Source organism: Streptomyces sp. NPDC023157 (genome assembly GCF_055560575.1).
This window is the reverse complement of sequence record NZ_JBVHIL010000003.1, coordinates 768691-785522: the sequence shown is the minus strand read 5'-3', so window position 1 is coordinate 785522 and position 16832 is coordinate 768691. Positions and strand designations below refer to the sequence as shown.

Annotated in this window: 17 protein-coding genes; 4 read left to right on the top strand and 13 right to left on the bottom strand. The window is 74.2% G+C overall.

Features of this window, described 5'->3' with window-relative positions; translation table 11 throughout:
- Positions 1-29: 29 nt before the first annotated feature.
- From mug to ACZ3ZE_RS14485, 3 genes are read right to left on the bottom strand one after another with little or no spacing between them, the layout of a single operon-like run.
- Positions 30-602, bottom strand: coding sequence for a G/U mismatch-specific DNA glycosylase (mug, locus tag ACZ3ZE_RS14495; protein ID WP_467259289.1), 573 nt, complete (start codon positions 600-602; stop codon positions 30-32).
- Positions 599-2041 carry an adenylosuccinate lyase gene (gene purB, locus ACZ3ZE_RS14490; RefSeq protein WP_361177979.1) on the bottom strand — a complete coding sequence of 481 codons (1443 nt, stop codon included), beginning with the start codon at positions 2039-2041 and terminating at the stop codon, positions 599-601. The genes mug and purB overlap by 4 nt, the downstream gene beginning before the upstream one ends.
- A 59-nt stretch (positions 2042-2100) precedes the next feature.
- Positions 2101-2883 (bottom strand): SGNH/GDSL hydrolase family protein, encoded by a 783-nt coding sequence (locus ACZ3ZE_RS14485; protein ID WP_361177977.1) that lies wholly within the window; start codon positions 2881-2883, stop codon positions 2101-2103.
- A gap of 65 nt (positions 2884-2948) precedes the next feature.
- Between ACZ3ZE_RS14485 and ACZ3ZE_RS14480 the strand changes: the two genes are divergently transcribed.
- A complete protein-coding gene (locus ACZ3ZE_RS14480; RefSeq protein WP_361177975.1) occupies positions 2949-3941 on the top strand; it encodes a maleylpyruvate isomerase family mycothiol-dependent enzyme in 993 nt (330 codons plus the stop codon).
- Between the two features lie 95 nt (positions 3942-4036).
- Here the strand turns inward: ACZ3ZE_RS14480 and ACZ3ZE_RS14475 are convergent, their stop codons facing one another.
- The 5 genes from ACZ3ZE_RS14475 to ACZ3ZE_RS14455 all read right to left on the bottom strand — a co-directional run bounded on the left by ACZ3ZE_RS14475 (position 4037) and on the right by ACZ3ZE_RS14455 (position 9414).
- Complete coding sequence (locus ACZ3ZE_RS14475) at positions 4037-5056, bottom strand: hemolysin family protein (protein ID WP_467259225.1); 1020 nt, start codon at positions 5054-5056, stop codon at positions 4037-4039.
- Positions 5053-6396 (bottom strand): hemolysin family protein, encoded by a 1344-nt coding sequence (locus ACZ3ZE_RS14470; protein ID WP_361177971.1) that lies wholly within the window; start codon positions 6394-6396, stop codon positions 5053-5055. Before ACZ3ZE_RS14470 ends, ACZ3ZE_RS14475 begins: the two co-directional genes overlap by 4 nt.
- 200 nt (positions 6397-6596) lie before the next feature.
- The gene (locus tag ACZ3ZE_RS14465) at positions 6597-7034 is read right to left on the bottom strand and encodes a GNAT family N-acetyltransferase (protein ID WP_467259222.1); all 438 of its coding nucleotides are present in this window, start codon (positions 7032-7034) and stop codon (positions 6597-6599) included.
- 171 nt (positions 7035-7205) lie between these two features.
- A complete protein-coding gene (locus ACZ3ZE_RS14460; protein WP_467259219.1) occupies positions 7206-8081 on the bottom strand; it encodes a TIGR03621 family F420-dependent LLM class oxidoreductase in 876 nt (291 codons plus the stop codon).
- A 55-nt stretch (positions 8082-8136) separates the two neighbouring features.
- The gene (locus ACZ3ZE_RS14455; protein WP_467259216.1) at positions 8137-9414 is read right to left on the bottom strand and encodes an MFS transporter; all 1278 of its coding nucleotides are present in this window, start codon (positions 9412-9414) and stop codon (positions 8137-8139) included.
- Positions 9415-9486: 72 nt separating this feature from the next.
- Here ACZ3ZE_RS14455 and ACZ3ZE_RS14450 point away from each other — a divergent pair, with 72 nt between their 5' ends.
- A complete protein-coding gene (locus tag ACZ3ZE_RS14450; protein WP_363292233.1) occupies positions 9487-10473 on the top strand; it encodes a GlxA family transcriptional regulator in 987 nt (328 codons plus the stop codon).
- Positions 10474-10554: 81 nt separating this feature from the next.
- Here the strand turns inward: ACZ3ZE_RS14450 and ACZ3ZE_RS14445 are convergent, their stop codons facing one another.
- Genes ACZ3ZE_RS14445 through bioB form a run of 4 tightly spaced genes read right to left on the bottom strand, consistent with a single transcriptional unit; the run spans position 10555 to position 14203 of the window.
- Positions 10555-10899 (bottom strand): VOC family protein, encoded by a 345-nt coding sequence (locus tag ACZ3ZE_RS14445; RefSeq protein WP_361177961.1) that lies wholly within the window; start codon positions 10897-10899, stop codon positions 10555-10557.
- Positions 10900-10918: 19 nt separating this feature from the next.
- The gene (bioD, locus tag ACZ3ZE_RS14440; protein WP_467259213.1) at positions 10919-11659 is read right to left on the bottom strand and encodes a dethiobiotin synthase; all 741 of its coding nucleotides are present in this window, start codon (positions 11657-11659) and stop codon (positions 10919-10921) included.
- 44 nt (positions 11660-11703) lie between these two features.
- Positions 11704-12984, bottom strand: a complete 1281-nt coding sequence (locus ACZ3ZE_RS14435) for an adenosylmethionine--8-amino-7-oxononanoate transaminase (protein WP_361177955.1) — start codon at positions 12982-12984, stop codon at positions 11704-11706.
- Positions 12977-14203: a biotin synthase BioB gene (gene bioB, locus ACZ3ZE_RS14430; RefSeq protein ID WP_467259211.1), complete on the bottom strand. Its 1227-nt coding sequence runs from the start codon at positions 14201-14203 to the stop codon at positions 12977-12979. The genes ACZ3ZE_RS14435 and bioB overlap by 8 nt, the downstream gene beginning before the upstream one ends.
- A 142-nt stretch (positions 14204-14345) precedes the next feature.
- Here bioB and ACZ3ZE_RS14425 point away from each other — a divergent pair, with 142 nt between their 5' ends.
- Both ACZ3ZE_RS14425 and ACZ3ZE_RS14420 read left to right on the top strand, forming a co-directional pair.
- Complete coding sequence (locus tag ACZ3ZE_RS14425; RefSeq protein WP_467259208.1) at positions 14346-15566, top strand: 8-amino-7-oxononanoate synthase; 1221 nt, start codon at positions 14346-14348, stop codon at positions 15564-15566.
- A 167-nt stretch (positions 15567-15733) separates the two neighbouring features.
- On the top strand, positions 15734-16165 hold the full coding sequence (locus ACZ3ZE_RS14420) for an ATP-binding protein (RefSeq protein WP_361177946.1): 432 nt from the start codon (positions 15734-15736) through the stop codon (positions 16163-16165).
- A gap of 187 nt (positions 16166-16352) precedes the next feature.
- On the opposite strand, the gene ACZ3ZE_RS14415 is transcribed toward ACZ3ZE_RS14420, so the two are convergent.
- Positions 16353-16829, bottom strand: coding sequence for a C40 family peptidase (locus ACZ3ZE_RS14415; RefSeq protein WP_361177944.1), 477 nt, complete (start codon positions 16827-16829; stop codon positions 16353-16355).
- Positions 16830-16832 lie beyond the last annotated feature (3 nt).

Here is a 16832-nt window from a genome sequence, read left to right as displayed (position 1 = left end):
GCCGCCGCGCTCACCCCGTCCCCCCCGGATCAGCCCTCGCGCCGGTCCGGCAGCCCGGCCGCCTCGCGCAGGCGGGCGAACTCCTCCGCCATCGACTGCGCCGTCCAGTGCGCGTTCAGGCCGCTCGGATTGGGCAGCACCCAGATCCGGGTCGTGCCGATCGTCCGCTCCTGCGGACCGACCGCCGCCTTCTTCTCGCCGAAGGCCGTGCGGTACGCGGTCACCCCGACGACCGCCAGCCAGCGCGGCGCGAGCCGCTCCACCTTCTCGGTCAGGATCCGGCCGCCCTCCCGGTACTCCTCGGCGCTCAGCTCGTCCGCCCGCGCGGTCGCCCGCGCCACCACGTTGGTGATGCCCAGGCCGTACGCGAGGAGTTCGTCCTGCTGCGCGGGCGCGAGCTGCCGTGGCGTGAGGCCGGACAGGTGCAGCACCGGCCAGAAGCGGTTGCCCGGGCGGGCGAAGTGGTGGCCCGTCGCGGCGGTCATCAGCCCCGGGTTGATCCCGCACAGGAGGACCGAAAGGCCGCCCGCGGCCACGTCGGGGACGACGCGGTCACGGGCGGCCTGGAGCTCCTCGGCGGAGAACCGGGGGGTTCGGGTCAGAGGATCGACCCGGGGGTGTAGGCGGCGGCCTCCGGGTACTGCTTGGCGATCTCCTCGATCCGGGAGACGACGACGGCGACCTGGTCGGCGGCGGCACCGGTGAAGGACAGCTTGTCGGCCATCAGCGCGTCGAGCTGCGCCCGGTCCAGCGGGATCCGGTCGTCGGCGGCGAGCTTGTCCAGGAGCTCGTTGCGCTCGGCGCCCTGCTCGCGCATGGCGAGGGCGGAGGCGACGGCGTTCTCCTTGATGGCCTCGTGGGCGACCTCGCGGCCCACGCCGGCGCGGACGGCGCCCATGAGGACCTTGGTGGTGGCCAGGAACGGGAGGTAGCGGTCCAGCTCGCGGGCGACGACCGCGGGGAAGGCGCCGAACTCGTCCAGGACGGTGAGGAAGGTCTCCAGGAGGCCGTCGAAGGCGAAGAACGCGTCCGGCAGGGCCACCCGGCGCACCACCGAGCAGGAGACGTCGCCCTCGTTCCACTGGTCGCCCGCCAGCTCGCCGGTCATCGACGCGTAGCCGCGCAGGATGACCATCAGGCCGTTGACGCGCTCGCAGGAGCGGGTGTTCATCTTGTGCGGCATCGCCGAGGAGCCGACCTGGCCGGGCTTGAAGCCCTCCGTCACGAGCTCGTGGCCCGCCATCAGCCGGATCGTCTTGGCGATCGAGGACGGGGCGGCGGCCAGCTGCACCAGGGTGGTGACCACGTCGTAGTCGAGCGAGCGCGGGTAGACCTGGCCGACCGAGGTGAAGGCGTGCGCGAAGCCGAGGTGACCGGCGATCCGCTGCTCCAGGTCGGCCAGCTTCGAGGCGTCGCCGCCGAGCAGGTCGAGCATGTCCTGGGCGGTGCCGACCGGGCCCTTGATGCCGCGCAGCGGGTAGCGGCCGAGGAGGTCCTCCAGGCGCGCGTAGGCCGCGAGCAGCTCGTCGGCGGCGGTCGCGAAACGCTTGCCGAGGGTGGTGGCCTGGGCGGCGACGTTGTGCGAGCGGCCCGCCATGACCAGCTCCGCGTACTCGGCGGACAGCTTGCCGAGGCGGGCGAGGACGGCCACGGTGCGGTCGCGCATCAGCTCCAGGGAGAGCCGGATCTGGAGCTGCTCGACGTTCTCCGTGAGGTCACGGGAGGTCATGCCCTTGTGGACGTGCTCGTGGCCGGCGAGGGCGTTGAACTCCTCGATGCGGGCCTTCACGTCGTGCCGGGTGACCTTCTCGCGCTCGGCGATGGAGGCGAGGTCGACCTGGTCGAGGACGCGCTCGTAGTCGGTGAGCGCCGCGTCCGGAACCTCGATCCCGAGGTCCTTCTGGGCACGCAGCACGGCCAGCCACAGCTGGCGCTCCAGCTTCACCTTCTGCTCGGGGGACCAGAGGACGGCGAGCTCCGCGGAGGCGTAGCGGCCGGCCAGGACGTTGGGGATGCGGGGCTTCGCAGTCACAGCTGTCACGTGGACCGATTCTACTGGCGGTTTCTGCAGGCCAGCGCCACGGTCCGGGCTGGAGCTTGCTACGAGACGGGCGTCACGTCGTACGGCAGCAGCTCGGGGCGCTTGGGCGCGCGCCCGTCGCCGGAGGAGCGGCCGGTGAGGCGGCGCCCGATCCACGGGGCCAGGTGCTGCCGGGCGAAGCGGGCGTCGGCGATCCGGCGGGCGGCCCAGCCGGGCGGGACGGCCGCCGGGAGCGGGGCCCGCCAGTCCTCCTCGGGCGCCAGGCCCAGGGTCTGCCAGACCGCCTCGGCGACCCGGCGGTGCCCGTCGGCCGTGAGGTGGAGCCGGTCCACGTCCCACATCCGGGGGTCGCCCAGGGCCGGGGCGCCGTAGAGGTCGACCACCAGGGCGCCGTGCCGGGCGGCGAGCTCGTCCACGTACCCGAAGAGCTCCTCCATGCGCGGGCGGAAGCGCTCCATGACCGGGCCGTTGCGGCCGGGGCTGCGCATCAGGACCAGCTGTCCGCAGGACGGGGCCAGCCGCTCCACGGCCTCGCCGAGCAGGCCGCGCACCCGGCCCATGTCGCACTTGGGCCGCAGGGTGTCGTTGAGCCCGCCGACGAGGGTGACGACGTCGGCCTTCATCGCGGCCGCCGTGGCGACCTGCTCGTCGACGATCTGACCGATCAGCTTGCCGCGCACGGCCAGGTTCGCGTAGCGGAAGCCGGGCGTGCGGGCGGCCAGCCGGCCGGCCAGGACGTCGGCCCAGCCGCGGTAGGAACCGTCGGGCGTCCGGTCCGACATACCCTCGGTGAAGCTGTCGCCCACGGCGACAAGACTGGTGTACGTGGCATTGATCTCCATGGCCCAGCGATCGTACCGCGCGGTATGGCCGCGGTGGCCCGGAGGAGCTGGGAGGGGAAACCCCAATGAGTGAGGCGCTGCTGAGCGCGCTGGCCGAGGCCGTGGCCGACCTGGCCACGGCGAACGACCCCGACGCGGGCGGGCAGGGGCTCGCGGGCACCGCGCGGCTCCTGGACGCGCTTCCCGCCGCCGACCGGCGGACCCTGGACCGCCTGTTCCGCGACGCCGCCCTGCGGCAGCCGCCCGGACCGCGCCGCGAGCGGCTCCTGAAGGTCCCGGCGGGCCTCGGCCTCCCGGGCGACGCGCACGCCGTCCGCTGCGATCTCGTCGCCTCGTACGTCGAGAGCTTCGTCACGCTCGTCCGCGACGCCGACCCCGCCACGCCCGTGCCGAGCTGCCCCGGCTGGAGCCTCGCCGATCTCGTGCGGCACCACGGCACCACCCATCGCTGGGCGGAGCACCTGGTGCGCACCCGGGCGACCGCCCGGGTCCGGTCCCGGGACGTGCCGCTCGACCTGCCGGCGGACCCGGCCGGCTACCCGGACTGGCTCGCCGCGAGCGCCGAGAGCGCCCTGCGGGTGCTGCGGGAGGCCGAGCCGGAGGCCCCGGTGTGGACGCACGGCGGCGACCCGCACGTACGGTTCTTCCCGCGCCGGCTGCTCTTCGAGGCCGTCGTCCATCGCGCCGACGCCGAACTGGCCCTCGGCCGGGAGCCCGCGCCGGCCGATCCGGCGACGGCCGCCGACGGCATCGAGGAGTTCCTGGAGAACCTGCCGTACTTCTCCTGGGTCGCCGAGCCCGTCGCCCAGCTCGACCGGGACGGCGCGCGCCTGCGGCTGACCGCCACCGACACCGGCGCCGCCTGGACGGTCACCCTCGGCGGCGGCGGCTTCGCCTGGCGGCGCCGCGCCGAGGGCGAACCCACCGCGGGCGTCGAGGGCACCGCCGCCGACCTCCTGCTCCTCCTCCACGGGCGGTACGCGGCCGACGACACCCGCTTCACCCGCTCCGGCGACCCCACCCTCCTCGACGCCTGGATCGCGGCGACCTCGCTCTGATCGCTCCCGCGGGCGTGGACGCCGGAAGGGCCCGGGACGGCGTGCGTCCCGGGCCCTTCCTCCTGTGCTCCACATGTGCTCCGCGCGGAGGTGCGTCACGCCCCCGAAGGGCGTCCCACCAGTTCGCGCAGCACGTCCTCCATCGTCACCAGACCGGCCGGCCGGCCGTCCTCGTCGACGACCGCCGCCAGGTGGGTGCGGCTGCGCCGCATCGCCGTCAGGACGTCGTCCAGCGGCGTCGCCGCCCGCACCCGGGCGATCGGGCGCAGCGCCGTCACCGGGAAGGGCAGGTCGCGCGGGGTGATGTCCAGGGCGTCCTTCACGTGCAGGTAGCCCAGGATCCGGCGGTCCGGGTCGACCACCGGGAAGCGGGAGTACCCGGACCGCGCCGACAGTGCCTCCAGCTCCTCCGGGGTGGTGCCCACCTGCGCGTACACGACCTTCTCCACCGGCATCACGACGTCCTGGACCGGGCGCCGGCCCAGTTCGAGGGCGTCGTGCAGGCGCTCGGCGGCGCGGTCGTCGAGCAGGCCGGCGTCACCGGCGTCGGTGACCATCCGGGCCAGCTCGTCGTCGGAGAACGTGGCCGAGACCTCGTTCTTCGTCTCCACCCGCAGCAGCTTCAGGATCGCGTTGGCGAAGGCGTTGATCGCGAAGATCACCGGGCGCAGCGCCCGCGCCAGGGTGACCAGCGGCGGGCCGAGGACCAGCGCGGTGCGGGTCGGTTCGGCCAGCGCGATGTTCTTCGGGACCATCTCGCCCAGCAGCATGTGCAGGTAGGTGGCGACCGAGAGCGCGATCACGAACGAGATCGGGTGCACGAGGCCGTGCGGGACGCCGACGGCGTCGAAGACCGGCTCCAGGAGGTGGGCGATGGCCGGTTCGGCCACGATGCCGAGCACCAGGGTGCACAGCGTGATGCCGAGCTGGGCCGCCGCGAGCAGCGCGGAGACGTGCTCCAGGCCCCACATGACGCTGCGGGCCCGGCGGTCCCCGGCCTCCGCGAGCGGTTCGATCTGACTGCGGCGCACGGAGATCAGGGCGAACTCGGCGCCGACGAAGAAGGCGTTGACGACCAGGGTCGCGAAGCCGATCAGCAACTGGATCGCGATCATCGGCCCGCCTCCTCGTACGTGTCCTCACCGGTGCCGGGGAGCGGGGCGTGCAGGAGCACGCGGGCCGCCCGCCGCCCGGAGGCGTCCACCACGTCGAGCCGCCAGCCGGCGAGCTCCACGGTGTCCCCGACGGCCGGGATGCGGCCGAGCTCGGTGGCCAGGACGCCGGCCAGGGTCTCGTACGGACCCTCCGGCGCCTTCAGGCCGATGGCCTCCAGCTGGTCGGTGCGGGCCGCGCCGTCCGCGGACCACAGCGCGCGGCCGTCGGCGTCCTCGCCCGCCGGTGCCAGGTCGGAGGTCTCGTGCGGATCGTGCTCGTCGCGCACCTCGCCGACGACCTCCTCGACGATGTCCTCCAGGGTCGCGACGCCGGCCGTGCCGCCGTACTCGTCGATGACGACGGCCATCGTCTGCTTGCCGGAGAGACGGTCGAGCAGCCGGTCCACGGTCAGGCTCTCGGGCACCAGGAGCGGCTCGCGCAGCATGTCGCCGATGCGGCGGCGCGGGCGCTCGGCGGCCGGTATCGCCAGGACGTCCTTGATGTGCGCGATGCCGACGACCGAGTCGAGGCTGCCCCGGTAGACGGGGAAGCGGCTGAGACCGGTCGCGCGGGTCGCGTTGGCGACGTCCTCGGCCGTGGCCTGCACGTCCAGGGCGGTGACCTGGACGCGCGGGGTCATGACGTTCTCCGCGGTCAGCTCGGCCAGGTTGAGGGTGCGGACGAACAGCTCCGCGGTGTCCGCCTCCAGGGCGCCCTCCTTGGCGGAGTGGCGCGCCAGGGCCACCAGCTCCTGCGGGGAGCGGGCGGAGGCCAGCTCCTCGGTCGGCTCCATGCCGAGCCGGCGCAGAATGCGGTTGGCGGTGTTGTTGAGATGGCTGATCAGCGGCTTGAACGCGGCGGTGAAGATCCGCTGCGGGGTGGCCACCACCTTGGCGACCGCGAGCGGCGAGGAGATCGCCCAGTTCTTGGGGACCAGCTCGCCGACGACCATCAGGACGACGGTCGACAGGGCGGTGCCGAGGACCAGGGCCACCGAGGAGGCGACCGAGGGGGAGAGGCCGAGGGCTTCGACCGGGCCTTGGAGCAGCTTGGCGATCGACGGCTCGGAGAGCATGCCGACGACCAGGTTGGTCACGGTGATGCCTAGCTGCGCGCCGGAGAGCTGGAAGGTCAGCGACTTCACGGCCTTGAGGGCGCCGGCGGCGCCCCGCTCGCCGCGCTCGACGGCTGCTTCGAGCTCGCCGCGCTCGACGGTCGTCAGCGAGAACTCCGCCGCCACGAAGGCACCACAGGCCAGCGCGAGCAGCAGAGCCACGAAGAGGAGCAGTACCTCGGTCATCGGTTCACCTCCGTCCCTCGACGAGTCCCATGATCAGTCAGGGGAGGGAGGACCGCGCGATGTCGGCTTCGGGAACGGCTACTGGGAGGCTCGCCCATGGGCGGACGCTCACACCTTTCGATAGTGCGGGGCAGCGCTGTGGCTGATCGGATGACCGAATTCTGACCACCCATGGTAAAGGATGGGCAAAGCGGGTGCGATCAGTCGCCGGAGGCGGTCGTGAGCGGCTTCACCCAGCGGGTCCACTGCTCCTGGGGTCCGTACTCCGCGGCCCGCCACGCGGCCTGCCCCCGCTCGTTCCGGTCCAGCACCATCGCGTCCGCGCGCCGGCCGCCGAGCCGTACGAAACGCTCCTCGGCCGCGGCGAGCAGCGCGCCGCCGATGCCCCGGCGCCGCTGGTCCGGGTGGACGGCGAGCCGGTAGAGATGACACCGCCACCCGTCGAAACCGGCGATCACCGTCCCGGCCAGCTCCCCGTCCCGCTCGGCGAGCAGCAGCGCCTCGGGGTCCCGCTCGACGAGCCGCTCCACGCCCGCGCGGTCGTCGCTGATGCTCGTGCCCTCCGCGGCGGCCTTCCAGAAGGCGAGCACGGCGTCGAGGTCGGCCGCCACGGCGGCCCGTATCCGAAGATCATCCATGCCCGCATCCCACCACCGGCCCGGCCCGCCCGTCGACCGTGTTTCACGGGTCAGGACGGGCAGGGTGGGGCAAGGCGGGGTGGGCGGGGCGCCGCGGGTTGCCGGGGCGGGCAGGGGGCCACGGCGCGGTCGTGCGGGAGCCCGGGGTGGGTCGTGCGCGGCCGTACGGGGTCAGGCGGAGGGAGACTCCCGCAGCAGCGTGATCACCGGGCCGAACGCCTCCATCGCGTGGTCGAGCACCGTCAGGTACGAGAAGCCGAATCGCTCCCGGAGCGCGCGCACCCGGTCGGCGATCTCCCGCACCGTGCCGATCAGGAGGATCGGCAGGTCGAGGACCTGCTCCTCGGTGAGGTACGGCGCCCGCGGCAGGAACTCGGCCGCCGCGGCGGCCCGGTCCTCCGTCACGATCACCCGCTGGATCAGCAGGTTGAGCTCGGCGGGCGTCTCGCGGCCCGCCTCCCGCTCGAAGCCCCGGTACGCCTCCACCCGCGCGGCGACCTCCGACGCGGTGAGCACCGTCACCGCGTCGCCGGTGAAGCGGCCCCCGCTGAAGGCCGTCACGTCGGCGTGCCGGGCGGCGAGCCGCAGCACCCGGTTCCCGTTGCCGCCGATGAGCAGCGGGGTGCGCGGGTTCCCCTCCTCTCCCTTCAGGGTCCCGGCCAACTCCTCGACGGTACGGGCGAGATGGTCGACCCGCTCGCCCGGCGGCAGGAACGGGATGCCGGCCTGCTCGTGCTCGGCCCGCACATAGCCGGTGCCCAGGCCGAGTTCGAGCCGCCCGTCGGTGAGCGCCGCCGTCGTCGCGACCTCGCGGGCGAGCAACGCCGGGTTCCAGAAACCCGTGTTGAGCACGAAGGTGCCGAGCCGGGGCCGGGTCGTCGCCTCGGCCGCCGCCACCAGGGAGGGGAACGGGGCGGGCATGCCGAGGTGGTCCGCGACCAGGATCAGGTCGTACCCCAGCTCCTCGGCCCGGCGGCAGCGCGCCCGCCACTCGGCCCCCGTGCCGGGCGTGAGCATGTTGACGGCGAAGCGGAAGGGCGGGACCACGGCGGTACCTCCAGGTCGACGAGGGGCGGCGGGCGGTGGGCAAGGTGACGGGCTCTCAGCCTGCCATGTTCCGCGGGGGATCGGCGCGGCGCAGGCCGCGGATCGCCGGGATCGCGAGCAGCGCCGCGCAGCCCGCCAGGCAGGTGCCCGCCGAGACCAGCAGCAGCCGCCCGGGGGAGGCCAGCGCGGTGGCGGGACCCGCGAGGATCTGGCCGAGCGCGATCCCCGACACCGATCCGGCCAGCTCGTACGCGCTGACCCGGTTGAGCACCGCGGGCGGCGTGTGGGTCTGCACGCTGGTCGCCCACATCACCGACCAGAACGCCAGGGCGCCACCGCCGACGGCGTGGCCCGCGAACAGCAGCGGCAGTCCGGCGTCCAGGGCCACGCAGAGCGGCAGCGCGGTGTACAGCGCCATCGCCCCCGCGCCGGCGGCCAGCGGCCGGGCCGGACGCAGCCGCAGCGCGAGCAGCCCGCCGAGCACCGTGCCGACGCCCAGGAAGGAGACCGCCAGACCGTACGCGTTGGGGCCGAGCCGGGCGCCGACCAGCGCCGAACTCAGCGGCACCAGCGGGCCGAAGATGAGGACGCCGTACACCACCCAGATCAGGATCACCGCCCACATCCAGGTGCGGGAGCGGAACTCGTGCCAGCCCTGCCGCAGATCGCGGCGGAGCGAACGCGCGGGGGCCGCGGACTCCTCGGGCGCCGGGCCGGCCGGGGCGAACCGGATCAGCGCCAGGCACAGGGCGCTGAGCAGGAAGGTGCCCGCGTCGATCGCGTACACGGTCCCGGCGCCGGTCAGGGTGATGAGGAGCCCCGCGAGGGCCGGGCCGAGCAGGTGGGCGAGGGCGTCGGCCACCTTGAGGGTGGCGTTGGCCCGCTGCGGTTCGGCGGCGACCAGCGGGACCATCCCGTTCACCCCCGGCAGGAACATCGCGACCGCCGCGCCCGCCAGCGCCGCCATGGCGACCAGCAGCCAGAACGGCGGCCGCCCGGCGAAGAACGCGACCGCGAGCACGCCCTGGGTGAGCACCCGGGCGAGGTCCGCGCCGATCATCATCCGGCGGGCGCCGAAGCGGTCGGCGAACACGCCGCCGAACAGGACCAGGACGACGAACGTGCCGGTCCAGGTGCCGAGGACGAGACCGGCCCCGGAGATCCCGTAGAGCGCGCCGACCGCGAGCGCGGCGGCCACCGGCATCATCGCGTCACCGAACAGCGAGACGGTACGGGCGGCGAAGTAGAGGGTGAAGCGCCGGTCCCACAAGGGGAGTCGGGCGGGCGGTACGGGCGAGGGGCACGGGTGGTCCCGGGTCTGCGTGGTGGTCACAGCAGGGATCATGGTCTGGACCAATTCTCCGTTCCCAGTGTCCTGACCGACATGAAGGGGTACTTTCGCGCCATGACGCCGTCCCGCCCGTCACCCAAGTCCCGCGCGCCGCACCGGGTGGTGGCCCTGCTGCAGCCCCGGCAGTCGGCCTTCCCTCTCTCCTGCGCCGCCGAGGTGTTCGGCGACCACGGCCCGGCGATCCCCGCCCGTTACACCTTCGAGGTGTGCGCCGAACGCCCCGGCCCCGTGCCCACCCAGACCGGCTACGACCTGCTGGTCACCCAGGGCCTGGAGGCGCTGGAACACGCCGACACGGTGCTCGTGCCCGGCCGCGAGCACGCGGACGACGCCGAGGTGCCGCCCGCCGTGATCGCGGCGGTCCGCCGGGCGCACCGGCGCGGCGCGCGGATCGTCGGGCTCTGCTCCGGCGCCTTCGTGCTCGCCGCCGCCGGGCTCCTCGACGACCGGCGGGCCGCCACCCACTGGGCCCGGGCCACCGCCCTCGCGGCCCGGTTCCCCCGCGTCCGGGTCGACCCCGGGGTGCTGTACGTCGACCACGGCGACGTCGCCACCAGCGCGGGATCCGCGGCCGGCGTGGACCTCTGCCTGCACCTCGTACGCAGCGACCACGGCGCCGCGTACGCCATGCGGATCGCCCGGCAGATGGTCATGCCGCCGCACCGGGAGGGCTGCCAGCTCCAGTACGCCGAACTCCCCACCTCCGGGCCGGTCGCCGACTCGCTGGCCCCGCTCCTCGAATGGCTCGCCGGGCGGCTCGACCGGCCGACCAGCGTGGCCGAGATGGCCGCGTACGCGCAGCTCTCCGCCCGCACACTGACCCGCCGCTTCACCGAGCAACTGGGCATCAGCCCCGGCCGCTGGCTGCTCGACCGGCGGCTCGCGGCCACCCGCGCGCTCCTGGAGGAGACCGACCTGCCGGTCGAGACCATCGCGCACCGGGTCGGCCTCTCCTCGGCGGTCAACCTGCGGCGCCGCTTCCACGAGGCGCTGCGCACCACACCGGCGGCGTACCGGCGCACCTTCCGCGCGGACGCCTGACGCCGGGCTCGGGCCGGGCTCAGCCCCGGCCCGTCCTCAGCCCCGGCCCGTCCTCAGCCCGGCCCCGTCCTCAGCCGTGCCTCAGCCCGTCACGAAGCAGAACTCGTTCCCCTCCGGGTCGCGCATCACCTGGAACGTGCCCTGCTCGTCCGTCACCGGACCGCCCGAGCGGCGCGCGCCCCACGGCAGCACCTCGTCGGCCGCCGCCACCGGGTCGGCCACCTCCACGTCCAGGTGCAGGCGGTTCTTCACCGCCTTGCCCTCCGGCACCCGCTGGAACGCGATCCGCACGAACCCCGGCGGATCGACGTACGACCAGTCCGGGCTCCGGTCCACCGGAGCCCCGCCGAGGAGGGCCGACCAGAACCGGGCGAGAGCGGCCGGGTCGGCACAGTCGAACACGATCTCCTGAACATGAGCACGCATGCGGGCCAGCGTACGGAGCTCAGGCCTCCGGCGCCGCCGTGAACGGCTCGGCGAACCGCGCGGTGAACCCCTCCGCGTCCCAGCGCCCGCCCAGCGCGGCGGCCAGCCAACCGGGCGCCGCCGCCCGGAACTCCGCCGCGTCGAGGGCGCCGGCGCCCGCGGGAACCGCGCCGAGCAGCGGCGCGTCCGCCACCCGCGGCAGGTCCGCCAGATTGCACCGCGCCGCCAGGTCCGGCGCCTCGGGCCAGCTGCCGACCACCACGCCCAACTGCTCGATCCCGCGCGCCCGGAGCGCCTCCCCGGTCAGCGCCACGGAGTTGAGGGTGCCGAGCCCCGCCGGGGCGACGACGAGCACCGGCGCGTCGAGCAGGCGGGCCGCGTCGGCGAGCGTCCCGCCCTGCTCGTCGAAGCGGACGAGGAGACCGCCGGCGCCCTCCACCAGGACCAGGTCGTGCTCCTCCGCCAGCTTCCTGGCCGCCTCCGCGACCTCCGCCGGGGTGACCGGCGCCATCCCCGCGCGGCGCGCCGCCGTGTTCGGCGCCAACGGCTCGGGGAAGCGCGCGAGTTCCGCCCCCACCACCGCCCCCGCCAACCGGCCCACTTCGTCCACGTCCCCCGCCTCGCCCTTCCCGACGCCCGTCTGAGCGGGCTTCAGCACGGCGACGGAGCGGCCGGAGGCATGAGCGGTGGCGGCGAGGGCGGCGGTGACGATGGTCTTGCCGATCTCGGTGCCGGTGCCGGTGACGACGATGACGGTCATGGGGGTCCTTTCGGGGGTGGTCCGGATGCGGGGGCTCGGGCTGGTCAGCCCGCTCGCGCCGCTTCGCGTACCGCGTGCGCGATGCGGGACACGTCCTCGTCGCTCGTCACGAACGGCGGCATCGTGTAGATCAGGTCGCGGAAGGGCCGGAGCCACACGCCCGCCCGGACCGCCGCCCGCGTCGCCGCCGCCATGTCGACCTCGTGGTCGAGCTGGACGACGCCGATCGCGCCGAGGACGCGGACGTCCCGTACGCCCGGGATGCCGGCCGCGTCCGCGAGGCCCGCGCGGAGGCCCGCCTCGACGCGTTTCACCTCGACCTGCCAGTCCTGGGAGAGGAGCAGGTCGATCGAGGCGAGGGCGACGGCCGAGGCCAGCGGGTTGCCCATGAAGGTGGGGCCGTGGGCCAGCACGGGGACCTCGCCGCGCGAGATGCCCTCGGCGACCCGGCTCGTGCAGAGCGTCGCGGCCATCGACAGATAGCCGCCGGTCAGCGCCTTGCCGACGCACATGACGTCCGGCGAGACCCCGGCGTGGTCGGCGGCGAACAAGGCCCCCGTCCGCCCGAACCCGGTCGCGATCTCGTCGAGGACGAGGAGGACACCGTGCTCGTCGCAGGCCTCCCGCAGCACCCGCAGGTACGCGGGGGAGTGGAAGCGCATGCCGCCCGCACCCTGCACCACCGGCTCCACGATCACCGCGGCCAGTTCGTCCGCGTGCCGCCCGATCGCCTCGCGGAGGAGATCCGCGTACGACTCCTCGTACGTGGCCGGCGGCGCGTCGACGAACACCTGCCGCTGCAGGACGCCGGACCACAGCTCGTGCATCCCGCCCTGCGGGTCGCACACCGACATGGGCTGCCAGGTGTCGCCGTGGTAGCCGCCGCGCCAGGTGAGCAGCCGCTGCTTGCCGGGGCGGCCGACGGAGCGCCAGTACTGGAGGCACATCTTGGCCGCGACCTCGACGGAGACCGAGCCGGAGTCGCTGAGGAAGACGTGCCGCAGGGGCTCGGGCGTGATCTCCACGAGGCGTGCGGCGAGCCGGACGGCGGGCTCGTGGGTGAGCCCGCCGAACATGACGTGGCTCATCCGGTCGAGCTGGCCGCGCACCGCCTCGTTCAGGACGGGGTGGTTGTAGCCGTGGATGGCCGACCACCAGGACGACATGCCGTCGATCAACTCGTCCTGGCCCTCGGCCGGTTCGGCGAGCCGGAGCCGTACCCCGGACGCGGAGTCCACGACCAGCGGCTCCGCGCGGCCCGGCATGGGGCCGTACGGGTGCCAGACGTGCGCCCGGTCCAGGGCCAGCAGTTCGTCGTTACGCATTCGGCGCGAGGTCCGTACCGGCACCCCGGCGGCGCACCGCCACCAGGTCGGTCCTGGCCTCGGAGACGGCCGGGGCCGCCTCCTCGGCCGCCGCGCCGCCGCACGGACCGCAGCCGCCACCGGCCGAGCCGTGCGACCCGCAGCCGCCGCCGGCCGCCTCCGCGTGCGACCCGCATCCGCCGCCCGCCGCGGCGGCAGCGGCCGCCACCGCGTCCGCGCGGTGCGCGGGGAGCGTCGTCGTGCCCGCGCCCTCCACCTCGAAGCCGGCGTCCGCGATCATGTCGAGGTCGGCCTGGCCGGCCTGGCCCTCGCTGGTCAGGTAGTCGCCGAGGAAGATCGAGTTGGCGATGTTCAGCGCCAGCGGCTGCATCGAGCGCAGATGGACCTCGCGGCCGCCCGCGATCCGTACCTCGACGTCCGGGCAGACGAACCGGACCATCGCGAGGATGCGCAGGCAGCGCTGCGGGGTGAGGTTCCACTCCTTGGCGAGCGGGGTGCCCTCGAAGGGGATGAGGAAGTTGACCGGCACCGAGTCCGAGTCGAGCTCGCGCAGCGCGAACACCACGTCGACCAGGTCCTCGTCGCTCTCGCCCATGCCCGCGATGAGGCCCGAGCAGGCGGACAGGCCCGCCGCGTGCGCCTTCTGCACGGTGTCCACGCGGTCCGCGTAGGTGTGGGTGGAGGTGATCTCCCCGTACGTCGCCTCGGACGTGTTCAGGTTGTGGTTGTACGCGTCGGCGCCGGCCTCCCGCAGCCGCTCCGCCTGGCCGTCCGAGAGCAGTCCGAGGCAGGCGCAGACCTCCACGCCCTCGTTTTCCTCCTTGATGGCCTCGATGGTCCTGCCGACCCGCTCGACGTCACGGTCCGTCGGGCCGCGTCCGCTCGCCACCAGGCAGACCCGCTTCGCGCCGCCCGCGACTCCGGCGGCGGCCGCCGCGGAGGCCTCGTCGGGCTTCAGCCACGTGTACTTGAGGATCCCCGCCGTGGAGCCGAGCCGCTGCGAACAGTACGAGCAGTCCTCGGGGCACAGGCCGGACTTCAGATTGACCAGATAGTTGAGCTTCACCCGCCGCCCGAACCACTGTCGGCGCACCTTGCCCGCGGCGGCCACCACATCCAGCAGGTCGTCGTCGGAGGTCGCCAGTACGGCGAGCGCTTCTTCACGGCTCGGCGACTCGCGCCGCAGCCCCTTGTCCACCAGCGTGTTCAGCAGGTCCATAAGCGCTGATCCTGGCGTACCGCACGCCCCTCGGCCAAGGAGGAACTGAACAAACGACCCCGTTTGAGGTGTGTGTATGGCCACACCCTGACCTCGGCCCGCGACCGTTAGGGTCTGTGCGCTGCCTACAAAAGGATCCGCCATGCCGTCGTACGCCGAGGACCCGCAGGACCCGAGCGCGGGACGGGACCCGCGCACGGCCGCCTTCGCCTGGACGGACACCGCGGCACGGCAGCGGGAGCGGGCGGGGCTGGTCCGTACGCTGCGCCCCCGGGCCGCCGAGTCCGAACTGCTCGACCTGGCGGGCAACGACTACCTGGGGCTGACCCGGCGGCCGGAGATCACCGAGGCGGCGGCCGACGCGGCCCGCCGCTGGGGCGCGGGCGCCACCGGCTCACGCCTCGTCACCGGCTCCACCCGGCTGCACGCGCGCCTGGAGCGCGAACTCGCCGAGTTCAGCGGCTTCGAGGCCGCCCTCGTCTTCTCCTCCGGCTACACCGCGAACCTGGCCGCGCTGACCGCGCTCTCCGTCCGGGACGGGCTGATCGTCTCCGACGCCGGCAACCACGCGTCGATCGTGGACGGCTGCCGCCTGGCGCGCGCCGAGACGGCCGTGGTCCCGCACGCCGACCCCGAGGCCGTCGCCAAGACCCTGGGCGCCCACCCGGGGCGCCCGGCGCTCGCCGTCAGCGACTCCGTCTTCTCCGTGGACGGCGACCGGGCGCCGCTCGCCGAGCTGGCCGCGGCCTGCCGGGCGCACGGCGCGGGCCTGGTCGTCGACGACGCCCACGGCTTCGGCGTCCTGGGCGAGGGCGGGCGCGGCGCGCTCCACGAGGCGGGGCTCGCGGGCGACCCGGACGTCGTCGCCACCCTCACCCTCTCCAAGTCCCTCGGCAGCCAGGGCGGCGCGGTCCTCGGACCGGCCCGGGTCATCGAGCACCTGGTCAACGCGGCCCGTACCTTCATCTTCGACACCGGGCTCGCCCCGGCCGCCGCGGGCGGCGCCCTCGCGAGCCTGCGGCTGATCGCCGCCGAGCCGGGGCTCGCCGCCCGCGCCCGCGGCGTGGCGACGAGCCTGTACACGCTGCTCACCGGGGCGGGGCTGACCGCGGCCCGCCCGGACGCGGCCGTGGTGTCGGTGCGTGCCCCGGGGCCGCAGGAGGCGCTGCGGTGGGCCGCGGACTGCCGGGAACTGGGTCTCGGGGTGGGCTGCTTCCGGCCGCCGTCGGTTCCGGACGGCATCTCGCGGCTGCGGCTGACCGCGCGCGCGGACCTCACGGACGGGCAGATCGAGCGGGCCGTCGGGACGATCCTGCGGACGGCACCGGCCGGGGCGGTGGACGCGGGGCGGGACGCGGTCTGACCGCGGGTCACGCACGCCTGTCCGGTCGCCCGTCGCGGCGTTCACCGCATCGAGCGACAGATATCCGCATATCTTGGTCGATCGCCACCCAGCGCGGCACGATCGGTGGCAGTGTGGCGCGCAGCGCAATCCGGGGCCGGGCCCGGTGGGAAAGGGACAGCGTCGCCATGGCAGATCAGCAGGAAGCAACCGTCACGCTGCCGAGTGATCCCGCGTCGGTGTCGGCCGCCCGGCGGTACGTCGCCGAGGTCCTCGGGTCCTGGGGGCTCGACGACGCGGACGACATCGCGGACACGGTGCGGCTGATCGTCTCCGAGCTGGCGACCAACGCCGTGCAGCACACCTTCGGCCAGTCGCCGACCTTCACGGTCGACGTCCGCCTGGAGCGCGACGAGCAGTTGCGCATCGGGGTGACCGACAGTCATCCGCGCTGGCCGCGGCGGCTGCCCGCCGCGGTGCAGCAGGACAACGGGCGCGGCATGGTGATCATCCGCTATCTGGCCGCCGAGGCGGGCGGGCGGCTCACGGTGACACCCACGCGGGAGGGCGGCAAGACGGTCTGGATCAGGCTGCCCTGGCCGGCGGCGCACGCCGCGTAGGGAGAGTGCCGGGCGGGAGGAGGGGCCGGCGGCGCCACCGGGCGCTCCTCCCGCACCGTCGTGCGGCGCGTTCCGCGTGTACGCGGTCCACGCGCATGCTCGCGGCGCGTTCCTCGTACGGGGTCACGCACCGCGTGCGGCGCGTCGGCTGATCAGACCGATGCGCGGGTACGGCGGGGTCCGCCCGTCAGCGGACGCGGCCGTAGAGGACCTTGGAGCTCCAGATCTTGTCCAGCTTCACCCATGAGCCGGTCTTCGGCGAGTGCCAGATCTTGTTGTTACCCGCGTAGATTCCGACGTGGTACACCCTTCCGCCGGAATGGAAGAAGACCAGGTCCCCCTTCTGCCGGCCGGCCGCCGAGATGTGCCGGGTCTTGTTGTACTGCTGCTGCGCGGTGCGGGGCAGCGTCTTGCCCGCCTTCTTGTACGAGTAGAGCGTGAGGCCCGAGCAGTCGAAACGGCCGGGTCCCGAGGCTCCGTACCTGTACGGCGATCCCTTCTTCGAGGCGGCGACGTTCAAGGCCTTGTCGGCGTAGGACGTCGCTGCCTGGGCCTCCGGCGCCGCTCCTGGGGCGAGCAGCGTGCCGCCGACGGCGGCGAGGGTGAGAGCCGAGACGGCTCCGGCCCGGGACAGCAGGGACGGGACATGCATCTGCGCAGTCATGCG